Genomic DNA, 24,195 nt, shown 5'->3' with positions numbered 1-24,195 from the left:
GAACGTTCTTCCAAGGTCAAATAAAGTGCAGGGAGATGAAAAATTATGGCTGGACACCCATTTCATGACCAACTGAGTTTAGAAGAACAAGCTGAGAAACTCGGAAAGCAAGCAGTAAGCTTGGGTCTGATTCCCAGTTTTGTAGTGCATTACTTTCCTGATACCTGGATATTTTACATACCTAATGAAAGTCAATCAGAAGCACTGACACCAGAAGAAGCGTACTTTCGTTTAAAGCGACTGGTTAAACAGTAGATATTTTGACGACAGATTTTTGAAGATAACAGCTAGGCACTGCAATTGTTAAGTAACAGTATGTTATGGCGAAACCTGCTATTTTAACCGTCGATGACGATCCAGAAGTATTGCAAGCGGTGTCACGAGACTTGCGGCATCAGTATGGCGATCGCTTCCGTATTGTTCGGGCAGATTCTGGTATTACCGCTCTGGATGCGGTGCAGCAACTCAAATTACGCAATGAAGCAGTTGCTCTATTTTTGGTGGATCAAAGAATGCCGCAGATGGGAGGTGTGGAGTTCCTTGAACAGGCAAAAGACATTTTTCCTGATGCAAAACGTGCTTTGCTGACTGCCTATGCAGATACCGATGCTGCCATTAAGTCAATTAATAGTGCCAAACTTGATTACTACTTACTTAAGCCCTGGAATCCACCAGAAGAGCGACTATATCCAATTTTGGATGATTTGCTAGATGACTGGTTAGCTGGATTCCGTCCACCCTTTGAAGGGATTAGAGTCATTGGTAATCGTTGGTCGCCTTTTTCCCATCAGGTGAAAGACTTTCTGGCGCGTAACCAGATTCCTTACAAGTGGTTGGATATTGAACTGGAGCCGGATGCAGCAAAATTAGTAGAATACGCAGAAGCTGATGGTAGACAGCAATTGCCCTTGGTGCTGTTTCCCGATGGTTCCCGATTAATCCAACCATCTAATTTAGAGATTGCTGCCAAAATTGGACTGCAAACCCACGCAGAGCGCCCATTTTATGACTTGGCGATCGTGGGTGGTGGCCCTGCTGGATTAGCAGCCGCAGTCTATGGCGCTTCTGAGGGATTAAGTACGGTCTTAATTGAGCGTGAGGCCCCAGGGGGTCAAGCAGGCACGAGTTCGCGCATTGAGAACTATTTGGGGTTTCCTGTTGGCTTGAGCGGCAGCGATTTGGCTAGGCGGGGAGTCACTCAAGCGCGGCGATTTGGAGTAGAAATTCTCACTCCTCAAGTAGTAACCGGAGTTAAGCTGCAAGATCCTTATCGGGTTCTGCAATTGGCGGATGGCAGCGAGATTAGTTGCCATGCACTTTTAGTTGCAACCGGTGTTTCCTATCGGTGGCTAAATATCCCAGGAGCCGAGAAGCTAGCAGGAGCCGGAATTTATTACGGTGCTGCAATGACTGAGGCGATCGCCTGTAGCAATGAAGAAGTTTACCTAGTAGGCGGGGCAAATTCTGCCGGACAAGCAGCAATGCATTTTTCTAAGTATGCCAGTAAAGTGATTATGCTGGTGCGGGGTGAGTCTCTTTCATTGAGTATGTCCCAATACTTAATTGACCAGATTGCGGCAACTGCAAATATCCAAGTTTGCACAGATTGCAGCGTTATGGAAGTGAAGGGAGAGGAACATTTAGAAGCAATTGTAATTGCCCATGTCAAGACTGGACAAACTGAAATCATGCCAGCGCGATCGCTTTTTATCTTTATCGGTGCTACCCCTAAAACTGATTGGCTCGATGGGGTTATTCGACGCGATGCTCAGGGGTTTATCATCACAGGCCCCGACTTAATGCCCAATGGCAAATCTCTTCCAAGTTGGCGTTTGGAACGCTCACCTTTTTTACTAGAAACCAGCGTTCCTGGCATCTTTGCAGCCGGAGATGTGCGAGCCGGGTCAATTAAGCGGGTGGCATCCGGGGTTGGTGAAGGTTCAATTGCCATTCAATTCGTTCACCGCTACCTGAGCAATGTTTAGCTGGAGTAGGACAAACTAATTCGTAATTCGTAATTAAGAAGGTTAGCGCTCTTTTATGACTCTGGAGAGAGAATAATTTAAGAGGATGCTTGAAAAGTTCTCTTATCGGTATCAAAAGTTTTAGATCCCCCTAAATCCACGCCACATGCTCCACTTGGGGAGACCCCAAGACCGCAGTGGCTCCCCTTAATAAGGGGGACTTTGATTCCGGTTCCCCCCTTTTTAAGGGGGGTTAGGGGGGATCAATAAGTGCCTAAAATCACAGCCAAAGACTTGTTCATTCAACCTCTAAGTGATTAGAAATTGCGGCTACACAAACTCTCGTTTACCTGTGCGAACTAATGCCAAAATAGGGTTTTAAATTTAATCTGACGAGAGTAATAACAGAGCGTTAGATGTAGTTTGGGTTTTCCGGCTTGCCTCTGTAGTGTTCTTTTGGTGAATTGTTCTAAGGAGGTTGATTGATGTTGTGTATTGAAGAATTGATTGACTTAGACCCGTTTCAACAGCTTCCTCAAGAGCGATTGCAGTGGGTTTGCGATCGCGCTCAAACAGTTGAACTTTCCGCCGGAGATGTGTTGTCCCATGAGGGAGACCCTGCATGTCGCTTATTTATCTTAGTCAAAGGTAAAATCAACATCACCCGCCGCAGTGAAGGAGTTGAAATTCCTATAGGGCAACACGAAGCCCCATCCTTTTTTGGTGAAATTCCAGTCCTCACAGATGAACCTGCACCTGTGACAATGCGGGCGTTGACAAATTGCCACCTTTATGAACTTAAGGGAGAAGATTTCCGTAAACTGCTCCATGAATGCCGCAATTTTGAGCGGATGGTCTTCCGCATTATGGAACGTCGTGTCCGAGGGCTAGAATCTTTCATTCGGGGGCGGGAAAAGATGGCAGCTTTAGGGACACTAGCCGCCGGTTTAGCTCATGAACTCAACAATCCAGCTTCAGCCCTCGTTCGGACTTTAGGGGAAATGCCCGCGGCCATCCTTGAACTACAACGAATGAATTTAGTTTATGGGCAACGTAACGTTGAAGAAGCTCATACTCAAGACTGGTTGAGAGTCAGAGATCGGGGCTATGATGCGATTTTAAATAATCGTCTCGATCCGGTGACACTAAGCGATCGCGAAAGCGTCTTGCTGGAATGGTTAGAAGACTATGGGGTGAAGCAGGCCTGGAAATTAGCAGAACCTTTAGCAGAAGGTGGTGTTGAGGTTGAAACCTTAGATCGGATGATGGAACGTTGGCGCAATGATGAGACTGAATTACGAGAAATCGGATTACACTGGCTATCGCTTTCCTTTGAAGTCATATCAATGATTAAACATGGTTTGCGAGGAGCCGAGAGGATTTCCGAACTTGTGCAAGCCATGAAATCTTATACTTACCTCGATCAAGGCGTTCAGCAAGAAGTGAATGTGCATCAAGGTTTAGAAGATACATTGCGATTATTTGTTCATAAACTCAAGTGCGGCATTCAAGTAGAACGCAATTACGATCGATATATTCCTAAAACCTTTGCTTATGGTAGCGAACTGAATCAGGTGTGGACAAACTTAATTGACAACGCCATTGATGCAATGGATGGTAAGGGACTGCTGGAAATTAGAACACACCATTGCGATCGCTTTGCTCATATTGACATCATCGATTCTGGTAGTGGAATTCCACCTGAAATTAAAACCCGTATTTTTGAACCTTTCTTCACCACCAAATCAGTGGGGCGTGGTTCAGGACTTGGTTTGGAAACCGTTCGCCGGATTGTAGAAAATCGTCATCACGGTACGCTCTCATTTGAGTCGCAGCCAGGTAGAACTTGTTTCACTATTTGCTTACCCTTATCAAATAATTGAATCATTTGAAGAAGGTTAAGGAACGAAAACCCAACACAATCAAGGCTCTATTGGATTTCTTCATTCTGACCTGCAATAAACCTCTTCCTTTCTTCCTTGTTTAAAACAATCCCTCTGATTCAGCAAATTTACGTAAACGCGGTAGACACTGACGCTGATAAAAACTGCTTAATGTTGGAATTGACAGCGCAAATTCCTTAGATAATTCTTTCCAGCTAACTTCCGGGGGTAGGCGTTTAAGAATTAACACCTGACAATTCACATCTGGTCGCCCTTTAATACAAGTACGGCACAGTTCTCCTTCAGAATCGGTCTTAGCCCATATCTCCAAGTCTTCCAGAATGGGAGGTGCTTGGGGGGTAGCTGGAAGGTTATCTATAGGATCAATTGTTTCACTTGTTCCACCCGATGTAGACTGACGAACCCGAAGAGGGGCTGTTGTGGCTTGTTCGCGGTTCTGGTTAATGTAAAAGTCTTGTAGTCTCCTTTTTAGGTAAGCATTCAGCCAAGTGATGACACTGCCATAGGAGGGATCGTAGATTTGACCTGTCAAACCTTCACAAACATTGCGGCAGAAATACAACCAAGTTTGTTGTAGTGCATCTTGATAGTAGGGAGTACTTTCCCTCCAAAGTCTATTTGCTGTCAAGCGAATAATTTGCGTGAGCAACTTCTGACGCTGAGGACTTCCAAGTGCGTGTCCACAGGCTTCGGAAACTAAGCGGCGTAGCTGTTCATCGAATTGAACCATGACAATCTTGGGGCAGAAAGAAAGCAAGAATATCTTAGTATTGCGTATAACAACGCCCTAAAAAAAGATGTTGGGAATTGTGGGGATTGGGAGATTTGAGTCTTTGAGGTAGATGAATCTATTTCAAAGGATGACTGAGGCTTTAATTCTCTTTGTCCCCTAGGGCGTGTTTTCAAAGTCTTAGAGGTTGAATGAACAAGTTTTTCACTGTGACTTTAGACACTTTTAGATCCCCCCTAACCCCCGATAAATTGAGGGGAACTGGAATCAAAGTCCCCCTTAAAAAGGGGGATTTATGGGGATATAAAAAGTTAGGAGGCTAAACGAACAGTTTGAAAACACGCCCTAGTCCCCAGTCTCTAGTCCCTAGTCCCCTGTCCCCGGATTTCTCACCACATCTCTCAAAACCTTGTGCAGGGGAGCAGGGGAGAGTTCAAATACCAAGTTATTTCCCCTCTGCCCCTCTGCCCCCCTGCCCCTCAAGCTTGTGAGAAATGCGGGTGTCGAATAGACCCCCCAAAAGGGGAGAAACTTGAAATCTTGCGCCCTCCTCGATGTGTTGGGGAGGGGTGATTCAAGGATTTTTGCAAGAGGTCTAATATAATCCCAGCCAAGAAAATAAATTTTCCCACCAGTAATATGTCAAATTACCAACACTCAGTTTCATTTTGTTGCGAATGTCTTGGATATTCCAGTTGGTTAGTTTAGCCAGAGTTTGCGCCTCTTGTTCAAAACGCTTAGGCAAAGACCGCTTATATTCTCTACCCGCCTGACATTTGAGTTCCCCTTGGAACGGATGTTGCAAAACATAACGCCCTTGGAAAGATTCACTGTTAGCTGTTTGTTGGAATATCAAGTCTTCAGGGAATTTATCGCGGGTATAGCGGACATGCAACCGGGAGATGAAGACGCTGCTTCTAGGAGAGGGACGACGAAAGCTTGGAGATACTGGTACATTACTTCCAGAATTATCATCTAGCCAAAATACGCCTGCTTGCTTGAGTTCTTCTTGGGTTAGAGGATCGGCTGAACAGGGATCGCAACTACCCATATCCCAAGCGTATTCCAAAAAACCAACTTTCCTGTCTTCTTTGGTGTAGGCAGTTTGAAACATTGATTTGTAAAATTCACCAAATTTATCTTTGACAAACAAGGGAACGTTTGCGTCGGAGGGGATTTTTACCGTCCGGTAGTTGGTGATTTCTGCTTGTCCTTGGGGCGAGAGGATGTAGATAATCAAATCCTGCTCTGTCGTGGCATTGATCATGCCCAAACGAATTGGCAGCATGAACTTGGGTGACTGGTAGGAAATTTGTAGCGGACGAAGGAACTGATAGCCAGATTGCTCAAATTTATCTAAGTTGACTTTGGCAACAAAGAATTTCATTGAGGAGCGGATGTAGGGCTTGAGTAACTGTTTCGCACCTCTGGGGATTTTGTAGCCATTACGTTTGAGCCAAGTTTCTAGTCCGCCAGATTCTTTAGCACTAAGGATCAGGATGTCGTATTCGCCGACGTTGAAACGTGCTTCGACTGTTACACCCAAACTGCGATCGCCTGTTGCACCCTCCGCCTCACTTCTCGCAGCGCCTGGTGCTGGTGCTGCTGATAACTCTTGAGGGTAAACTGGGGCACAAGGATCTGAATCAAAATATTCTACCAATCGCGGCGCACTAAAAGCATCCAAGCGTTCGATAATCTTCGGTTCAGTGACGTGAACTTGCTCTTTTTGCAGCACCGTTGGCACTGGTACTACCATTGCAAAATCTTTGACTTCGCCTTGGAAATCGTTTGCCATTGTTAGGACAGTGCGATCGCCATCTCGTGCGATTACCACCTGAGAAGCTTTGTTATACAGTTTTGTATCAGCCTTGGCTACATAAAATCCACAAAATGCCCAAGCTGCGGGTGCAAAGCATAAAACAGCTACAATTGCTAACAATAATGGCGTTAAGAGTCGAAAAAACTTCATTTTATACCTCTGTATTTTTAGTTAGGAGTTAGGAGTTGAGAGTTAGGAGTTAAGAGTTCTTCCTCTGCTTTTCTATCTCCCTCTTGCCAAGAAAACCTTGGGGCTAACCACAGAACATCAAACAGGATGGTCAATGGTGCAAGGGCAAACAGCGCCCAGAAAACTGCTGTGGAAATAAAGAAATAATTTCGCAGAATAAAAGTTAATCCAGCGATACAGATGGCCCAAACTACCCGCCCAATTCGGGAATTGGGAATCGATCGCGGATCTGTAATCATAAATAGGGCGAACAGCAGCAAAGATCCGCTCATTAATCGATGCCAGTAAACATCCCAAGTCCAACCCAACCAGAGATTGCGAATCGCCTCTAGTAAGGAGTAGGAACCCAAAAAAGCTGCTGTGGTGTCCCAACGACCAACGCGCTGCAAAATCATGCCGCCAGTGCCGGCAAATAATAGCCCATACCACCACTCTTCACCCCATTGTCCCGGCGAAACCCAGGCATCGGGGGTGAGAAGCAAGGCAGATATGATGCCGAAATTGGTGGGATTGAAGAAATGTTTATCGCCGATTTTGAAGATAAACTTGCTAGCGATCGCAATTGCTGCGGCTATTGCCATTGTCGTCCAGCAATCAGCCCGTAACAATAAGCCTAGCCCCAAGGAGGTAATTAAAGCACTGCGAAGATTTGCCATTTGTTCTTTGCCAGTAACTAATGACAATATCCATTGAGTTGCTAGACTGGTGGCGATCGCTACCCCAATTAACTCTGGTCGCAGCGTCCAATCTCGTGTACCGATTCCCAATACTAGGAACAAGCCGAGAAAAAGAATTTGATAATCTCGTATATCTTTGAGCAGCATTAATCCTTAAATTCCGGGATTACCCGTAGATTTTTCATCAATCTATACGAGTGCTAGCTCAAATAGTAATGCTGTTACAGATTTTGTTACAAAGCATCCTCTGTACTTCTGCGATCGCCCTGTCAGCAAGCCACTTTGCATTCTCCTTACTAAGGCTAAGGTGTACACAAGTATGATCGGATAGGTTTCAACTCTTTTAGTAGTTTCGTAGGGTGCGTTATGGACACACCTAAATAACAAATCCCTGAGTATGCTGAAATAACAAATGAGTACGCCGAAATAACAAATGAGTATCCCGAAATAACAAATGCGTATCCCGAAATAACAAATGAGTACCCCGAAATACCAAATGCGTACCCCGAAATAACAAATGAGTACCCCGAAATAACAAATGAGTACCCCGAAATAACAAATGCGTACCCCGAAATAACAAATGCGCTGAACTCAATTACGTTAGCCTAACCGTAGCAATTATTTTAATCCCATTACAGAGTGGTTATTCGATACAACATCTCGCCAGCCTTCGCCACAAGCAAGATCCCTTCATCTTCACGGTTAGCCCATTCTGTAGGTCGAATGGTAGCAGGATCTCGATAGTTTAAGTTATGAGCAGCACAGCGTTCAGCAGAAATACCAGTGGCTAAAGTAACGGAAATCCGTGCTTGTTCGCCTTCTATAGCATCAAATGTACCCATACCTTTTAAGTGAGTACTATGAGCCAAGACTCCACCAGGATAGGCTTTAAATTTATCCCACTGTTTGAGGAAGTAGTCACGCACATGATAGCCAATTTGGGACAGGATTTCGCCGTGTGTATAGCTAAACTCGGTAATGTGAGGAGCATATATAATTACTTCGCCTCCATCGGCCACTACTGGCTCTAGCTTATACATTCCTTTAGCGGCTGTCCAAATGTCGTCATACATTTCGGGCATTACTGACAGCACTTGTTTAAAAGGCTTATCTACATAAGTAATATGCAGTTTGTCGGATAATTTTGCGGCGGCTTCCCAGGCTGGCTCTGGTTTATCTATGTAAAGTCCAGCTAGCTGATTTGTTTTAGGTGCAACTACCATCGCCAAGCAAAGTTTGGGCGTAGAAATAAGGTTAGCGGCTCGGTTAATTAAGCGCCGAACTGGTGTTATTCCCGATGTACCAATGATTTCGTAACTGGTGATTAAAGCACCCAGCCAGTGGGATATATCAATTACTTCCTGACCACCAATACCAGGGAAAAAGTATTTATTTCCACCAGAGAAACCGACAACCTCGTGGGGAAAGACGGGGCCACAAATCATTATTAGATCGTACTGATTTACAAGCTTGTTAACACGAACTTCAACGGATTGATGTAGCATTCCCCGGCTAATCTCAGTTATCTCATCTGCTGAAATTACTCCACAAGAAATAAAGGTATCTGGTTCATTCCACAGGTGATTAAAGATGCGAACTTTTTTAAAGGTTGTCTCTCGTTCCTCTTGTGTTACCCCTACTAGGTGATTGATTTGCTCTTGGCTCATGGGATTATGTGTACCCAGAGCAATCAAAAAATCCAGAGTCGCTACCCTTTTACCCAACTCCTGATGCAGCAATCGAAACATTTGCGGGATGGGAGCAGTGCGGGTACTATCTGGAATTAATACTAGGATACGCTGTCCATCTAACTGACGATCTGCTAAAGCTTGATGAACTAGACCAGAAACTTGCTCATCCGAAAGTGTTCCGTTAGTTACAGCTAGTGAATACATAAATCAAACTCCACTGTAAATACTAAATCCACCGTCTACCGGCACAACTACCCCATTGATGAAACTAGAACCAGGACTACATAACCAAATCAAGGTGCTAAGTAATTCATCTGATTTTCCAAAACGTCCGGCGGGGGTATGCTCGATAATTTTTTGTCCGCGTTCGGTCAAACTGCCATCTGTATTTAGGAGTAAATCTCGATTTTGTTCTCCAATAAAAAAACCTGGCGCGATCGCATTTACTCGCATTCCATCCCCATACTTTTGGGCGAGTTCGACGGCTAGCCAACGAGTAAAGTTATCTATCCCGGCTTTAGCGGCTGAATAACCAACTACTCGGCTAATGACTCGGATAGCAGACATAGAAGAAATATTGACAATACAACCTTGGGGCTGTTTTTTTTCGACCATTGCTTGACCGAAAACTTGGCTGGGGAGGAGAGTACCGAGCAAGTTTAGGTTAACTACTTCTTGAAAAGCTGTGTGTGGCATATCAAAAATAGTCGCATCAGGGGTAATTGTGGCAGCCGGAATATTACCACCAGCCGAGTTTACCAGAATGTCTATTTGACCCCAACGCTGTATAATCTTATCTCTGGCTATTTCTAGTTGGGAGCGATCGCTAACATCTGCCAGCACAGCCATACTTTCTCCACCATTGGCGGTAATCTCAGCTACTACCGCTCCCGCCCGTGCTTCATTGCGGCCCAGAACAACTACTCTCGCTCCAGCAAGGGCTAAACCTCGCGCCATAGCTCCACCAAGTACGCCTGAACCGCCTGTGACTACTGCTACCTGCTCTTTTAGGCTAAAAAGTTTATTTAAAATAAAATCTGACATCTTGTTTCAATTCGTAATTCAAAAATCAATACTATGGTGTACACAAGTTGTATTACCTCCCTTAATCCCCCCTTATAAAGGGGGGAAACAGGAAATCCGGTTCCCTCCCCTTTATAAGGGGAGGGTTAGGGTGGGGTAACGCAGATCGCGATCGCAAGTCAATGAACTCAATATCCAATTCTTACAAGGGTTTCACGTTAACTTGACACCAACGGCTTTTCGGCCCACAAGATTGGGTAATTTATTTGTTGGAAGTCCCTTAGTCCAATTTGTAAGCACTCTTAGCGAGGTCGTAAGCTAAAGCGCGAGCCATATCATACCCTTCTTCTTCATCAACCAATCCCCGTGTTACCAATCCGGCTAACCAGTTACAAGCTACCCGCCGCCAAACATTATGACGAGCCGGAATAGAAACGAAAGCGCGGGTATCATCGTTAAATCCAGCAGTATTGTAAATTCCGGCAGTTTCCATTACCTGATTGAAGTAGCGTTCCATACCATTTACGCTGTCATGAAACCACCAAGGCGGCCCGAGCAATATAGTAGGATAATGACCAGCTAAGGGAGCGAGTTCTCGGCTATAAGTGCTTTCATCCATGCCAAAAAGAATTAACCGGAAGCGTTGATCGTTCCCGTAAGCTGACAACAACGGGTGCAGATTTTGAGTCCATTCTATTTTGAGCGGAATATCACCACCTTTATCAGATCCAAATCTCTCAAACAGAACCGGGTTATGGTTACGCATAACACCACAATGCATTTGCATTACCAAGCCATCTTCTACACTCATCCGAGCCATTTCCATGAATATATGACCGGTAAACTGCTCTACATCTCCTGGATTCAGTTTGCCGGTTAATGCTCTTGCAAATATAGCTTCTGCTTCTTGGTCGGAAAGGCGTGTGGTATAAGGTGTAGCTGCACCTTGATCGGTAGCTGTTGCACCCATTTTTTTAAAGAAAGCCCGACGTTCTTCTAAAGCTTGGATAAAAATAGTGTAAGTGCTAATTTCTCTACCGACACTGCTTTCTAATTTGGTCAGATTTTCTCGCCAACCAGGAGCATCTAGATTAACTACTGCATCTGGTCGAAAAGTCGGTCTAATTTGAGTAAAACCTTCTTCGTGGAGCGATCGCTGATTCTCTAGGTTATCACTGGCTGCATCTGTAGTACAAAGCACTTCGATATTAAAGCGTTTGAATAAAGCACGAGGGGAAAACTCAGATAAGGCTAATAAACCTTCTAAATAATCATAGATACGTCCAGCATTACGAGAATTTAAAGGTTCATCTACCCCAAAGACATTAGTTAATTCGTCTTTGAGCCACAATCCTGATGGAGTACCCTGGAATAGATAAAAATGTTCGGCGAACAATTGCCAGATTTTCCGGTGGTCAGTTTCTGCCGGTGCATCGCGTGTAGCTATCCCTAAAGCTTGCAGAGACACACCCCGACTATAAAGCATCCGCAAAATGTAGTGGTCAGGGATAATAAATAATTCGGTTGGGGAACCAAAACGAACTGCTGGATTAGCTAACAAGGCTGGATCTACATGGCCGTGTGGGCAGACCAGGGGTAGCGCAGAGATGCTGTCAAAAAATTGATGGGCTAGTCGTCTTTGAACTGGTTCTGGAGAAAAACAGCGATCGGGAGATAAACTTGGTTTTTTGGTTAACATATTTTTGTTTGATTAGAATTTTTAGTGTTGTTGAGTGTAAATAAGAATTTGTCTTACGCACAGAGTAAGAGTTGTCCATTTTAAAAGCTGAAGTTTTTAATGAGAGTATATTTTCTCTTGTATGTTTAGTCTGATTACACAAAAACTACAGTTTTCAAGCTAGACACGATTTCAAATTATTTTATTAATGTTGCACTACTACCACGCTCTACTAAAAAAGGAGATAAAACGCGGTTTTCCACAGTTTTTTCTTCTAATAAATCGAGTAACATTTGCATGGCATAGCCACCAATTTCTAACATCGGCTGACTGACTGTTGTAAGTGCTGGCGTAACGTAACTACCTAAAGCAATACCATCAAATCCAACCAGGCTTAAATTTCGTGGTACTAAAATACCTAATTCTTGACAAGCTAACAAAGCGCCAACCGCCACCATATCGTTGTAACAAAAGATGCCTGTTACCTCAGCAGCCAATAATTTAGATAGCATATTTTGTCCGGTGGCGACATCGCTGATTCTGGTATTATATTCATCACTAATTGAAACCCAATCAGGATTTTGGGGGAGACCAGCTTCAGCAAGAGCCATTTTATATCCTTCTAGGCGCTGCTGGTTTGACCTGCTGCGATCGCCGACACCCAAATATCCAATGGTGGTGTGTCCCAAACTTATTAAATGCTTTGTGGCTAATCTAGCACCTAAGCGATCGTCTATTGCTACTGAGTGAAATATTTCAGATTGATCTTCAGTCTGGCTATTAATCAGAACTGTTGGTATAGCAATTTGGGTTAGTTGCTTTGTATGCTGTTTGCTAATTCGTGAGTCGGCTACTAATATTCCGTCTACTCTCCGGCGATGAAAAGTATCAATAGCTGCCATTTCTTGCTCAAAATCTCGGTGTGAAGCACTTAACAAAACACTCAAGCCGGCTGGTCTGGCTATCTGTTCAATGCCGTGTACTACCTCGGCAAAAAAGGGATCTGCGATGGAAGTTACTACTACACCAATGGTATTAGTACGTTTGTTTTGCAAGCTTTGAGCAATCGCATTCGGCACATAGTTCATTTCCTGCGCCAGTTGCTTAATTTCTTCTCGCACTTTCGGGCTAATGAGAGCATTATCTCGCAAAGCACGGGAAACTGTGGAATGAGAGACACCTGCTCTCCGAGCAATATCTTCAATTGAAATTCTTCGTTTATTCATTTTTATCTTAGATTTTAAATACTGCACACGTGTGCATTTTATGTATTATAGAAAATAATCGTTATTTGTCAAGAGATTTTAATACAATTCACATTTTGCTCTGTGTTCATTTCAATAACTTAATTTTTCCTCAGAAAAATATGATTATTATCATCATGGGTGTATCTGGTTCTGGTAAAACCACCATAGGAAAACTGCTAGCAGATTCATTAGACTGGGAGTTTAGCGATGCTGATGCTTTCCACTCAGCAGAGAATGTTGAGAAAATGCGGTGCGGTATTGCGTTGAGTGAAGCTGACAGGATACCTTGGCTGCAAGATTTGCAAACAGCGATAAAACATTGGCTACAAGAGAATAAAAATGTCGTGCTGGCCTGTTCTGCTTTAAAAGACAGCTATCGGCAATTTTTGGTATTGGATAGCGATCGCAGCACCAACCCCAAGAGCGATCGCATCAAACTAGTCTACCTCAAAGGGTCTTATGAGTTGATTCAAATACGGTTGCAAGAGCGTAGCAATCATTACATGGGTACAAAACTCCTCAATAGCCAGTTTGAGACTCTTGAAGAACCATTGAACACCATATCTATGGATGTTGCACAACCACCCCAGATAATTGTGCAGAACATTAGAACGGCTTTGAGCATTTAGCTTACTGTTTACACCGCAAGATTAAGATTAATCACGTCTAAAAAAAAACACCAACTTTTGGCAACTAAATACGTCGGATGTCAGTCTAAAGAAGTTTTAAAAGCAACCACATAACTGTAGTAGCAGGAGAAAACTAGTGTTTCTAAGATTAGCGCAACAACATCAAGAATTCGTTCAAGACTTGGTAATGAACCTGCAAGCCTTGACAATTGTACTTGAGCAGCATGGATATCCTGCCTCGTGTTATACGTGCGGCGACCAAATGAAGAGTGCTTCATTCATGGTTAGCCTGCGAGAAAAGCATCTAATTCGCTTTGTAGTGTCTGATTACGGGATTACTTGGATGGAATTGTGGGAGGATCGCGAATTAATGAAGTTGGAGGGTGCTGAAGCAGTAAAACAATTACAAGAGTTGGCTAATATTGTCAAGCATTCGCCCGCAATACAATTGACGACTTAAAAGCTAATTCTGTAAATATAAATCTAAAGACAACTCAATCTGGCTTGAACTCAGGTTATAAGCTAAATCGAGTGTGCGTAGGCGTAGCCCGTCGTAGACATCGCTGATTCTCAGTCGGTGAAAACAACGAAAAGTATATATTACACATGTTTTAGTCAATTAAAATCTACTGGTTTCAATCCCTAATAGGGATTTTAGGTAATTGCAATTTTATTCAAATATCAGAGGAAAGTTCTTTATGGTTGTTTCAATCCCTAATAGGGATTTTAGGTAATTGCAATTTCGCTATCGTTGGGGTTATCTTTCAATTTCTGTAGTTTCAATCCCTAATAGGGATTTTAGGTAATTGCAATGTAGTAAAACTAGGATAGCCAGATGTTATATAGACCGTTTCAATCCCTAATAGGGATTTTAGGTAATTGCAATGCGAGTCGTAGTGTGTTGTGCGGCGATAAAACTTTTTAGTTTCAATCCCTAATAGGGATTTTAGGTAATTGCAATAGAGCATTAAGTTTGTCCGGTTCACAGAAGCGTATGTTTCAATCCCTAATAGGGATTTTAGGTAATTGCAATCAGTGTCAATCAAGATTTGCTCTAAAGCACTTTTGTTTCAATCCCTAATAGGGATTTTAGGTAATTGCAATATCAAAACTTCACAGATGCACTCTACGATTTTCTGTTTCAATCCCTAATAGGGATTTTAGGTAATTGCAATTTCTTTGGCATCGTCTTCTGCTTTTTTAAACCAAGTTTCAATCCCTAATAGGGATTTTAGGTAATTGCAATGCGTTGATGATAAATTATCTGTTCCTAAAGGAACAAGTTTCAATCCCTAATAGGGATTTTAGGTAATTGCAATCAATAACGGGAACTATCTGGTCATGAATGTAATTGTTTCAATCCCTAATAGGGATTTTAGGTAATTGCAATTGCAGGCTTCTGAAAGCCTTGTCTTATTTGGTTTTCAAGGTTCGGTTGCGCGAATAGAGAAATAATAACACGAGGGGTCGGAATTTAGCTAGAGGCAAATGGCTGAAAGCTAGTCCCCATAAGGTGCGTGGGTAGTTTAGAAATGCGATCGCTCTGAAGTTGTTGCATATAGGGCAATTCAGCCATTTTTCTAATTACCCTTTTTCCAACACCTACCCATCCGCGCATTTAGCGAAAAAACTAATTTCATTAAAAAGCTGATTACTCATATATAGCAACAGCCAAGGTGGTTATGACATCAACAGACGATAAAACTTAGACACAAAAAGGCTTTTCACTCAGTCCCCAGTCCCTAGTCCCTTGCTATAAATATCCTACTCGATTAGTTTAGCTGACTCTAGGGCGATGCCTGGGTTGGGCTACGCCTACCCAATACCAGCACCCCCATGACCAACTTTATTTGGCAACGTCTTCAAAGTCTGTTATTGCACAAGCAAACTCTCTAAAAGCTGTTTTAATCAAAACCTCTTTTGTTCCCCTTTCCAACGAAGAATTGCGTATGAGGTCTGTTAATTCTATGAATAACAGAGAGAACATAAAACGATCTTGGCGATCGACTTGTTTCAAGCAAGACGATATAAACTGATAAAGCTCTGTTTTTCTAGGCTTGGTTTGTTCTTCCCATATTTGTAACCCAAGCCGGAAAGTTCTTAAACGGATTTCATTACTATTGAAGGACGCATCTTTGTAGCGGACTGATACGCGCTGGGGTATTTCCATGAGGTTTAGCTATACATATTCAATGTAAAGTAATTATTCACTTATATTTTGGCTCAACCGGAAAAATCTGATATTTTGCACTAATTCTAATAATCGCTGTCGCTTAGAAACGAATTACGACTAAATAATGCCTAATTATCCAGAAACTTTACGTGCAAGTATCTGGTTTGGCATAGTTACCCAGAATTTTTATATCTAATACCCTATTTATAGATATTAGACCGAATAGTTACGTATAAATACCCGATTTTGGTTTTAAACACCTGACTTTAAGTATATTCCTTGGTGATATTCAGGATTTTTCCAGATAACATCCGAATCAGGACATTATACGTAAATTTTCTAGATATTACTCTATGGAAAAACGCCAAAAAAAGCTCCTACAACAGGTACAAGATAAAATTCTGCTTCAGCATTACAGCAGATTGCAAGTTAATGAAGCACAAAAATACCCCTCCCTAACCCTCGTAAGGATGTACTTCATTTAGATGCAAAATGCTGTATTGTTACCAAACAAAAAAAGCTACATTGACTTGATTAGGCATTACATCTGTTTTCACAATCAGCGCCATCCTAAATATCTGCTCAGTGTGGAAATAGAAGCCTTATTAGCACATTTAGCTAAAAAAACGTCGCTGCATCAATTCAAAACCAAGCATTTAAAAGCCTCCCATCATTATGAGATACAAACCCCATCAACAAAAGCTGTTGAGATGGATTGCATTATTCCTAGTTGGAACATTTCTGCAATTATTGTTTTACATCCCAACACCAGTCTTATCCCAAAATTCTAATAGCTGTAGCAATATTACAGCCCCACTGACCCCTGAAGAACAAACTTATGCTCGTGGTGCTTGGCAGTATTTTATCAAAAACTATCAGCCAGCAACGGGGTTTACCAATTCTACAGGGGGTTATCCTTCTGGTACACTCTGGGATATGGGGAATTACTTGATGGCGTTGAATGCTGCACGCTGGTTGAATCTTACTGACCAAGCAGACTTTGACACACGCATCAACAAGTTTTTGACGACTCTCAACAGCCTGAAGTTATTTGAGGATACTTTACCTAATAAAGTCTATAACGCAGCCAATGCACAAATGGTTGATTATGGCAACAATCCCCTTGAGCGAGGTATTGGCTGGTCTGCTTTGGATGTCGGGCGAATACTTGCGGCCTTTGATGTCATCCGCACCTGTCATCCGCAATATAACGATTGGCTCAAAGGAATTGTCGCAAAGTGGCAAGTGGCGCGATCGCTCAAAGATGGACAACTATTTGGCGCTACTGTTCTCCCAGACAACAAAACCTTACTGGTGCAAGAAGGACGACTCGGCTATGAAGAATACGGCGCTAGAGGTTATGAACTTTGGGGTTTCTCTGCACCCAAGGCTATTTCTTTAGAACCATTTAAGTTAGTCGAAATTAATGGTGTGCAAATTCCCGTTGATACCCGTGACTTTAAAAGCACCAACGCTAATAATTACGTTGTTAGTGAGTCTTATATTCTTGATGGGATTGAATTTGGCTTGCAAGGTGAGTTAGCTGATTTTGCTGCCAGGGTTTTAGATGTGCAAAAACGGCGTTTTGATACCACAGGTCAGTTGACTGCTGTCACAGAAGATAATATCGATCAACCGCCTTATTTTCTCTACAACACTGTCTACGCCAATGGTGCAAACTGGGCAACAATCACCGATGCTAATCAACCTTATCCACAACTTCGCAGCATCAGCACCAAAGCTGCTTTCGGTTGGCGCTATCTTTTTCCAGATAATGCTTATGCTCAAAAAGTTTTTGATGTAGTCAAGGATCTTCGCAGTCCTGATGATAGTGGTTACTATGCTGGGATCTATGAAGAATCAAAACAACCCAATAAAGCTTTGACAGGTAATACTAATGGGCTGATTTTAGAGATTTTATACTACAAAGCTAAGGGAAATCACCCCTTAATTACTTCTAGTTCTGCGAGTGTGTCTACTGGTAAGCCCAGTGAAAATGCTTCTCCTGAAACACCCTCAAATCAAGGGAATTCTACTGTTACGCCTCCTACCGCAACCCCTACAGATACTCCTAAAATTGTAGAAGTTGCCGTTGCACCTATTCCACCAGTCGATAGTCCTCAATCATCTAACCTCAAACTAGATCGACCCCTGACGCTGATTGAACGGCGTTATGCAGAAGCTGCTTGGCGATACTTTCAAGCTAATTATCACTCCAAAAATGGGCTGATAGACGATCGCAGTGATTTCAAAGGTGCAACCCTGTGGGGACTAGGAGATTATCTCGCAGCCCTTCATGCAGCGCGATCGCTCGATATAATTACTCCGAAGGAATTTGACCAACGCACTCGACATCTTTTAGCAGCATTGACAAAATTACCGTTATTTGGTACTGAATTGCCGAGTCGGGGTTACGATACGCGATCGCTGCAATTAGTAGATTATGGTGGAAATCCAATTGCAGAAGGTAACGGTTGGTCAGCTTTAGATTTAGGCAGAATGCTGGCAGCGCTTTACAACTTAAAAACCTGTCATCCAGAATATACGGCTGCGGTAGATAAAATTGTGCTGGATTGGTCATACTTGCGTGTGGTGCGCGAAGGTATTCTCTCCAGTGCTACCGTTACCAAAGAGCAAGAAGGGCGATCGCTTACCAGTGTCAACCCCGAAACCCGCTTGGGATATGAAGAATATGCAGCTAGAGCTTTTCAATTATGGGGATTTAATGTTGAACATTCTGCGGTTGGCGGTGAATATCAAACTGCCTTAGTAGAGGGAGTGAAAGTGCCAATTCAACGCCGCCGCACGGATACCAACTCAAAAGTTAACCAATATACAGTTAGCAATCCTTTCTTACTTTATGCCCTGGAGTTTGGACTAGATCCACAAATGCGATCGCTCTTTGAACCAATCTTTCAGGCGCAAGCTGAACGTTACCGTCGCACCGGCAACCTCACCGCCTCAGCTACCACCTTGATCGATCGCAAGCCTTACACTGTCCACAGCACAATTACTGGAAAAGGTGAGCCTTGGGTAGCTTTAGCAGATAATGGGCAAATTGTACCAAAGGGACGATTGGTAAGTACAGCAGTCGCTTTTGCCTATCATGCCCTGCTTCCAGAAAATAAGTATAGTCAAGAGTTACTGCAAGGAACCACTGATTTATACAATCCATTAGCCGGATTTTATGAGGGCTTCTATGAAACCACGGGTAAAACGGCAGTTGGTTTCACCAACAGCACCAACAGTATGATTTTGCAATCCTTGCTGTACAAGGTGATGAATCAACAACCTTTAATTCGTCCGACTATCAACATGAAATCTCCTTGGTGGGAAGAAGTTAATAAGGGAAATTCTGGGCGAGGTTTACCCAATACTGCCAGACAACAAACCAAGTTAATTTCTGATAGTTCTGGAAGTTACTGGATTTCAGGTAGCGAAAAGACTCCGCTAGTAACTGGTACAAAAGTCACAAAGTAAGTTGAAATGCAATTTACTTTAAGCTCATCCCTGAAGGGGTGGGCTTTCACACCGACTTTCTATAATTACCAAGTCGTATTTGTTATTAATCAGTTGTATTTGGGAATACTTGTAAATGATGAAGTAGCTTTCACAAGCAACAGACATCTGGATTCAAAATCCCTGTTTATTCGTTCAAATCTATGGACAAGGTACGGCTGGCGCTGATGATGCTAATTTTACTAGGAAGCATCTTTGCGAATCAAAATCTCATGGCGGTTACTGATGCCTCAAGGCAACTCGAAAACCGGAAATTAAACCAAATTCGCAACCCAACACCTTCCAATACCCCTGTACTACTAGGACTGTATGCCCCAGATTATCTAGGAAATCAAAGTACAATTGACAGCCAATTACGTCAAGTCGATCAATGGGTTGGTAAGCGCCATTCTATTGCTGGATTGTTCTTGGATATCGAGGACTCAAATCCTGCTTACAACATCCCAGTGCCCCTAGAACAACTGAAGCACAACGGATACACAGCTTTTATTAATCTCAAATCTACTCGTTCAGCAGCGCAGATTGCTAGGGGAGACGTAGATAGTTCTCTACAAAAAGTAGCAAAAGCCTACGCTGATTGGGTAAACAAAGGAGAGGGTCGGATGGCGTTTATCGCGCCGTTGCAAGAGATGAACATTCCTGGAGAAGCATACAGCCAAGACCCGCAGAACTTCAAGTTAGCTTTTCAACGCATCCAAAAGATATTTAAAGAGGCTGGTGTATCTTCACAGGCAATACGTTGGGTATTTGCACCTAATGGTTGGAGTAAAAAGAATGAACATCGCTTTGAAAACTACTATCCTGGGGACAAGTCGGTAGATGTTGTTGCCTTTAGTTCGTACAACTGGGGGTATTGTAGTAATTCTTCTTGGAAACACTGGAATAGCCCAAAAGAAGTTTTTGAACCATATATCAAGCGGATGAAGGCTATGGCTGGCAGTAAGCCGATTTTCATCGCTCAAACAGCTAGTACGAGTAATACGCAAAATGGTTTACAAAAGGGTGTCAAAGATCAATGGTTACAAGACTCCTACACTCAGCTAGCTGGAATGGGTCTAAGAGCCATCCTTTACTTCAATATTAATAAGGAATGTGATTGGGCAATTAACAGTAATAGCGGTAAATCTGCTGGCTATAAAGACGCGGTAAATAATCCGGCTTTCGGCTATTTATCGCCTACGGAATTGGCAAAGAAGATATAAATGGCAACAAGCGGCATCAAAAGCATGATTTTGCAATCAGTTTTGTACGCAACGACAAACCAACAACCCCAGCTTTGTCCAATGACGGCGACGTGGCAATGCTCACCTACCCCATTTATGCTCATTGCTGCCCCTGATAACTTTAACCCTGATGTCCAAACACCATCCCCACAAACCGTTCCAGAATCGAATCCTCCTACAGTCACGCCACTACCGCTAAAACCAAAACCGACACCACCAAAACCAACAGCTACACCAGAAAAACCGATTATTCCTTCGCCAACAACTTCTTTCCCACGATTAACCCAAGAAGCGGATCGAATTGCTGCTGGGCGGGCTTGGAAATATTTTGAGCGGAACTGGAATCCCCAAACAGGTTTAGTAAATTCGGGAGACAACTTGCCGTGGACAACTTGGTGGGATCAGGGTAGCGCCTTATTGGGAATTCATGCAGCTTATCAATTAGGGTTATTGCCGCAAGACGTTTTCCAAAAGCGGATGAACACATTGCTACAGACGTTGGAAAAACTGCCGCTACCAGCAACTGGTTTACCCAACAAAGCTTATAGCACCCGGACTGCCGAAATGCGCCAACTCAATGACACCCCCGATCCCAAGGGTAGAAGTGGTTGGTCAGTTTTAGATATGGCGCGATTTTTATTAGGATTGCATGTTATGCGATCGCATTATCCAGAATATAGCGATCGGATTAATCGCATCGTCGCTCGCTGGAATCTAGCGAAACTTGTCAAAGATGGTTGGCTAAATGGTGCTATCCCCAGAGCAGGTAAACTTCTCGAAGTGCAGGAAGGGCGATTAGGCTACGAGCAATATGCTGCTCACAGTTTAAAGCTGTGGAATATTCAAGCTACTAATGCTCTCTCTAATCCACCAGTAAAGACGGTTCAGGTAGATGGTATTACTCTGCAAGTCGATCGACGGAATCTAAAAAACTCTGGGGCTACTAACTACCTAACGAACGATCCTTATTTACTTTGGGGTTTAGAAATCGGTTGGAATGATGCTGTTAAACCTCAAGTGCAAAATCTTTTCAAAGTGCAATTACAACGATTTCAGCGCACTGGAATTTTAACTGCTGTAAATGAAGATTCCTTAGATCGTCCCCCTTACTTTCTGTATTACAGCGTCTACTCTAATGGTCAATCTTGGCAAGCCGTTAACACTAGCGGAAAAGCCTATCCCCAATTGCAGTTTGTTAGTACGAAAGCGGCATTTTCTTGGTTTGCGCTCATGCCAGATGACACTTATACGAAAAGGCTGCGAGATTTTGCTCAAAATTTATCCGATAAAAATCGCGGCTATTTTTCAGGACGATATGAAAATTCCCAACGAGGTATTAATGCTTCAATTGACATTAATACAAATGCGATCGTTTTAGAAAGTTTGCTTTACCAAGCCAGAGGCAGACATCCCCTAGTGCTTGAAGCCATGACCCAGGGGAGGCAACAGAAATAAAAATTTTAATAACTTCTAACTCCCAATTCAGCATTTTTTACCATTGCATTATCCTTTTACATTAATTACTGGTACTAAGATGACTTCAGTTTCTATTAGCGATAATTCCTCAAACTTTTCTGGTAACAGTCGCTCATTACTAAAAAAAAGAACGCTGTTATTTCGCTATCTGGCAGAAATAAATTTAATTTTTGGAATTTGGTATTTGCAATGGCGGATCACCCATTCTATTAATTTTGATGCCCTGTGGATCTCTATTCCTTTGCTAATAGCAGAAATTTATAGCTATTTCGGCGGTGTGATGTTTGTGATTGGGTTATGGCGACCTTTAGTGCGACAGGTTAAGTCTCTCGACCAGATGACCCCACCTCTACCCAGATCGGACTGGCCAACAGTGGATGTGTTTGTAACCTGCTACAACGAGCCGCCGGAAATTGTAGAAGAAACTGCCAAAGCTGCACTGAGAATGGATTACCCGCCAACAAAGTTATGTGTTTATGTTCTAGATGATGGCAACTCTGCTGATATGCGGGCTATGACAGAAAGATTGTGTATTGAAGATTTGCAGTCACCACTACTACAACAAGAAGCAAATCGGATTGATGCAGAACACTCTTATTTGTTGCAGCGCCTAAAGCAACTGGAAAATCTCACACCTAACACTCAAGCCGCAGAAAAATGGCTCCAAGAATCATCAGAACCAGTGGTGAACCCGTTTCCTACTGAATTTGTGCAAAGTCTACGACAGTTTATTCTTTGGCTACCTCCGACTCATCAAAGTATAAGCGATTCTTCTACGGAGACGCTACGCGATCGCCTCACTACCGAACGGAAAGCCTTAGAAGAAACTATTCGTAAGAAAGAACTAGAGCTGTTGGAACTTTCCCGGTTTCGCTACATTGCTCGTCCCAAAACCCCTGGCGTAGCGCATCATGCTAAAGCAGGCAACATCAATTATGCAATTTTTTCTGGAGAAACAGCAGGGACTTTTATTGTTACTTTAGATGCCGATCACATTCCCAAGCCAAATTTTCTCAAGCGAGTTCTGCCTTATTTCTACGCCTATAATCTTTCAACCGGAAAATACGACCAGAATCAAATTGCTTTTGTCCAGACTCGCCAGGATTTTTACAATATTCCTCCAGGCGATCCTTTTGGACATCGAGCAAATTTATTTTATGGGCCGCTTCAACAGGGTAAAGATGGCATGAATGCTGCATTCTATACCGGCACAAATGCAATCTTGAGGCGTGAGGCATTAGTTAATGTTGGACTGCAAAATTTTGCTGATGAATTTGCCAAAAATGAAAAACGTTTAGATGAATTTGATTTAGTTGGTGGGGTATCGAGTAATAGCATTACAGAAGATATGAATACAGCCATGCGTCTGCATAGTGCTGGCTGGAAATCGATTTATCATAATGAACTTTTAGCAGAAGGTTTAGCGCCAGATGACTTGAGTTCTACTCTTAAGCAGCGACTCCGCTGGGCACAAGGAACTATCCAAGTGCTAGTTAGGGAAAATCCACTGACAAAAGCAGGGTTAAGCTTTTGGCAAAGGTTGCAATATTTCAAGACGATGTACAGTTATTTCTCTGGTTTTGCAACTTTGGTGTTTATTTCTTGTCCAATTATCTATTTTTTCACGGATATTGTTCCAGTTAAAACCTACGGATCTGATTTTGCCATCCACTTTTTCCCAGCTTTTATTGTCAACCGTTTGACTTTTTTAGCAGCTACTTGGGGCATTCCAGCTACAGAAGTTTGGCGCTCTGAACAATATGCGATCGCTTTATTTCCCTTGCTAATCCAAGCCGTATGGAGTGTGTTTACAGGACAAAAACTAAATTTTCAAGTCACACCTAAGCAGAGGCAATCTGGTATTTATCTCCGGCTAGTTTGGCCGCAGTTAGTTATCTTTATCCTTACTATCCTGGGGATATTATGGAGTCTTTACCGCTTTGCAATTGGTCATCTAAATAATCCTTGGGTTCATCTCCTCAATGGTGGATGGGCTATCTATAACTTGTTACTTTTATCCGTTATCATCCGCGCATCAGTTTGGCAACCTCCAAAAGAAGTTTAAGAGGATGTTTGAAAAGTCCTATTGTAGGTATCAAAACGTTATAGATCCCCCTAAATCTACGCCACTTGCTTCACTTGGGGAGACCCTAAGTGAAGCAGTGGCTCCTCTTAAAAAGGGGGACTTTTATTCTTCCCCTTTTTGAAAGGGGGTTAGGGGGGATCGCTAAGTGCCTAAAATCACGGCGA

The 24,195-nt window shown here is 42.9% G+C and carries 17 protein-coding genes and 1 CRISPR repeat array; of the genes, 9 read left to right on the top strand and 8 right to left on the bottom strand.

The annotated features are described in order from the left end of the window. Nucleotides 1-45: 45 nt before the first annotated feature. The 3 genes from V7K42_RS13695 (at nucleotide 46) to V7K42_RS13685 (ending at nucleotide 3,847) form a co-directional block, all read left to right on the top strand. Nucleotides 46-255 carry a hypothetical protein gene (locus V7K42_RS13695; RefSeq protein WP_334916973.1) on the top strand — a complete coding sequence of 70 codons (210 nt, stop codon included), beginning with the start codon at nucleotides 46-48 and terminating at the stop codon, nucleotides 253-255. Between the two features lie 65 nt (nucleotides 256-320). Beyond that, complete coding sequence (locus tag V7K42_RS13690; protein ID WP_334916971.1) at nucleotides 321-1,985, top strand: FAD-dependent oxidoreductase; 1,665 nt, start codon at nucleotides 321-323, stop codon at nucleotides 1,983-1,985. A gap of 464 nt (nucleotides 1,986-2,449) precedes the next feature. Then, nucleotides 2,450-3,847 carry an ATP-binding protein gene (locus tag V7K42_RS13685; protein WP_334916969.1) on the top strand — a complete coding sequence of 466 codons (1,398 nt, stop codon included), beginning with the start codon at nucleotides 2,450-2,452 and terminating at the stop codon, nucleotides 3,845-3,847. Between the two features lie 100 nt (nucleotides 3,848-3,947). Here the strand turns inward: V7K42_RS13685 and V7K42_RS13680 are convergent, their stop codons facing one another. The 7 genes from V7K42_RS13680 to V7K42_RS13650 form a co-directional block, all read right to left on the bottom strand. Further along, the gene (locus V7K42_RS13680; RefSeq protein WP_334916967.1) at nucleotides 3,948-4,598 is read right to left on the bottom strand and encodes a sigma-70 family RNA polymerase sigma factor; all 651 of its coding nucleotides are present in this window, start codon (nucleotides 4,596-4,598) and stop codon (nucleotides 3,948-3,950) included. A 595-nt stretch (nucleotides 4,599-5,193) separates the two neighbouring features. Next, the gene (locus V7K42_RS13675) at nucleotides 5,194-6,570 is read right to left on the bottom strand and encodes a DUF2330 domain-containing protein (protein ID WP_334916965.1); all 1,377 of its coding nucleotides are present in this window, start codon (nucleotides 6,568-6,570) and stop codon (nucleotides 5,194-5,196) included. Nucleotides 6,571-6,587: 17 nt separating this feature from the next. Further along, nucleotides 6,588-7,433, bottom strand: coding sequence for an RnfABCDGE type electron transport complex subunit D (locus V7K42_RS13670; protein ID WP_334916963.1), 846 nt, complete (start codon nucleotides 7,431-7,433; stop codon nucleotides 6,588-6,590). A gap of 485 nt (nucleotides 7,434-7,918) precedes the next feature. Continuing rightward, nucleotides 7,919-9,181, bottom strand: a complete 1,263-nt coding sequence (locus V7K42_RS13665; RefSeq protein WP_334916961.1) for a lactate racemase domain-containing protein — start codon at nucleotides 9,179-9,181, stop codon at nucleotides 7,919-7,921. 3 nt (nucleotides 9,182-9,184) lie between these two features. Next, nucleotides 9,185-10,021 carry an SDR family oxidoreductase gene (locus V7K42_RS13660; RefSeq protein WP_334916959.1) on the bottom strand — a complete coding sequence of 279 codons (837 nt, stop codon included), beginning with the start codon at nucleotides 10,019-10,021 and terminating at the stop codon, nucleotides 9,185-9,187. A gap of 259 nt (nucleotides 10,022-10,280) precedes the next feature. After that, entirely contained in the window at nucleotides 10,281-11,699 is a 1,419-nt protein-coding gene (gene uxaC, locus V7K42_RS13655) for a glucuronate isomerase (RefSeq protein WP_334916957.1), read from the bottom strand. 176 nt (nucleotides 11,700-11,875) lie between these two features. After that, nucleotides 11,876-12,904 carry a LacI family DNA-binding transcriptional regulator gene (locus V7K42_RS13650; protein WP_334916955.1) on the bottom strand — a complete coding sequence of 343 codons (1,029 nt, stop codon included), beginning with the start codon at nucleotides 12,902-12,904 and terminating at the stop codon, nucleotides 11,876-11,878. 140 nt (nucleotides 12,905-13,044) lie between these two features. On the opposite strand from V7K42_RS13650, the gene V7K42_RS13645 reads away from it, so the two are divergent. Next, on the top strand, nucleotides 13,045-13,554 hold the full coding sequence (locus V7K42_RS13645; RefSeq protein ID WP_334916953.1) for a gluconokinase: 510 nt from the start codon (nucleotides 13,045-13,047) through the stop codon (nucleotides 13,552-13,554). A 136-nt stretch (nucleotides 13,555-13,690) separates the two neighbouring features. After that, nucleotides 13,691-14,014 (top strand): DUF1815 family protein, encoded by a 324-nt coding sequence (locus V7K42_RS13640; RefSeq protein ID WP_334916951.1) that lies wholly within the window; start codon nucleotides 13,691-13,693, stop codon nucleotides 14,012-14,014. Between the two features lie 172 nt (nucleotides 14,015-14,186). Beyond that, nucleotides 14,187-14,944: direct repeats of the CRISPR family, unit length 37 nt; unit sequence GTTTCAATCCCTAATAGGGATTTTAGGTAATTGCAAT. 456 nt (nucleotides 14,945-15,400) lie between these two features. Here the strand turns inward: V7K42_RS13640 and V7K42_RS13635 are convergent. Then, entirely contained in the window at nucleotides 15,401-15,724 is a 324-nt protein-coding gene (locus V7K42_RS13635; protein WP_094328612.1) for a hypothetical protein, read from the bottom strand. Between the two features lie 678 nt (nucleotides 15,725-16,402). On the opposite strand from V7K42_RS13635, the gene V7K42_RS13630 reads away from it, so the two are divergent. The 4 genes from V7K42_RS13630 to V7K42_RS13615 all read left to right on the top strand — a co-directional run bounded on the left by V7K42_RS13630 (nucleotide 16,403) and on the right by V7K42_RS13615 (nucleotide 24,010). Continuing rightward, entirely contained in the window at nucleotides 16,403-19,207 is a 2,805-nt protein-coding gene (locus V7K42_RS13630; protein WP_334916949.1) for a DUF3131 domain-containing protein, read from the top strand. Nucleotides 19,208-19,389: 182 nt separating this feature from the next. Then, entirely contained in the window at nucleotides 19,390-20,448 is a 1,059-nt protein-coding gene (locus V7K42_RS13625; protein WP_334916947.1) for a hypothetical protein, read from the top strand. Continuing rightward, a complete protein-coding gene (locus V7K42_RS13620; protein ID WP_334916945.1) occupies nucleotides 20,449-21,924 on the top strand; it encodes a DUF3131 domain-containing protein in 1,476 nt (491 codons plus the stop codon). A gap of 79 nt (nucleotides 21,925-22,003) precedes the next feature. After that, nucleotides 22,004-24,010 (top strand): glycosyltransferase, encoded by a 2,007-nt coding sequence (locus V7K42_RS13615; RefSeq protein WP_334916943.1) that lies wholly within the window; start codon nucleotides 22,004-22,006, stop codon nucleotides 24,008-24,010. Nucleotides 24,011-24,195 lie beyond the last annotated feature (185 nt).

Source organism: Nostoc sp., from assembly GCF_036917455.1.
Classification (GTDB): domain Bacteria; phylum Cyanobacteriota; class Cyanobacteriia; order Cyanobacteriales; family Nostocaceae; genus Nostoc.
Note: the sequence above shows the minus strand (reverse complement) of the source record. Positions and strands in the feature narration are given on the sequence as shown.

What these genes read in the sequence shown, in the direction of transcription:
- V7K42_RS13695 (WP_334916973.1), top strand. Translation starts at nt 46, where the DNA reads ATGGCTGGACACCCATTTCATGACCAACTGAGTTTAGAAGAACAAGCT.
- V7K42_RS13690 (WP_334916971.1), top strand. Translation starts at nt 321, where the DNA reads ATGGCGAAACCTGCTATTTTAACCGTCGATGACGATCCAGAAGTATTG.
- V7K42_RS13685 (WP_334916969.1), top strand. Translation starts at nt 2,450, where the DNA reads ATGTTGTGTATTGAAGAATTGATTGACTTAGACCCGTTTCAACAGCTT.
- V7K42_RS13680 (WP_334916967.1), bottom strand. Translation starts at nt 4,598, where the DNA reads ATGGTTCAATTCGATGAACAGCTACGCCGCTTAGTTTCCGAAGCCTGT.
- V7K42_RS13675 (WP_334916965.1), bottom strand. Translation starts at nt 6,570, where the DNA reads ATGAAGTTTTTTCGACTCTTAACGCCATTATTGTTAGCAATTGTAGCT.
- V7K42_RS13670 (WP_334916963.1), bottom strand. Translation starts at nt 7,433, where the DNA reads ATGCTGCTCAAAGATATACGAGATTATCAAATTCTTTTTCTCGGCTTG.
- V7K42_RS13665 (WP_334916961.1), bottom strand. Translation starts at nt 9,181, where the DNA reads ATGTATTCACTAGCTGTAACTAACGGAACACTTTCGGATGAGCAAGTT.
- V7K42_RS13660 (WP_334916959.1), bottom strand. Translation starts at nt 10,021, where the DNA reads ATGTCAGATTTTATTTTAAATAAACTTTTTAGCCTAAAAGAGCAGGTA.
- uxaC (WP_334916957.1), bottom strand. Translation starts at nt 11,699, where the DNA reads ATGTTAACCAAAAAACCAAGTTTATCTCCCGATCGCTGTTTTTCTCCA.
- V7K42_RS13650 (WP_334916955.1), bottom strand. Translation starts at nt 12,904, where the DNA reads ATGAATAAACGAAGAATTTCAATTGAAGATATTGCTCGGAGAGCAGGT.
- V7K42_RS13645 (WP_334916953.1), top strand. Translation starts at nt 13,045, where the DNA reads ATGATTATTATCATCATGGGTGTATCTGGTTCTGGTAAAACCACCATA.
- V7K42_RS13635 (WP_094328612.1), bottom strand. Translation starts at nt 15,724, where the DNA reads ATGGAAATACCCCAGCGCGTATCAGTCCGCTACAAAGATGCGTCCTTC.
- V7K42_RS13630 (WP_334916949.1), top strand. Translation starts at nt 16,403, where the DNA reads ATGAGATACAAACCCCATCAACAAAAGCTGTTGAGATGGATTGCATTA.
- V7K42_RS13625 (WP_334916947.1), top strand. Translation starts at nt 19,390, where the DNA reads ATGGACAAGGTACGGCTGGCGCTGATGATGCTAATTTTACTAGGAAGC.
- V7K42_RS13620 (WP_334916945.1), top strand. Translation starts at nt 20,449, where the DNA reads ATGGCAACAAGCGGCATCAAAAGCATGATTTTGCAATCAGTTTTGTAC.
- V7K42_RS13615 (WP_334916943.1), top strand. Translation starts at nt 22,004, where the DNA reads ATGACTTCAGTTTCTATTAGCGATAATTCCTCAAACTTTTCTGGTAAC.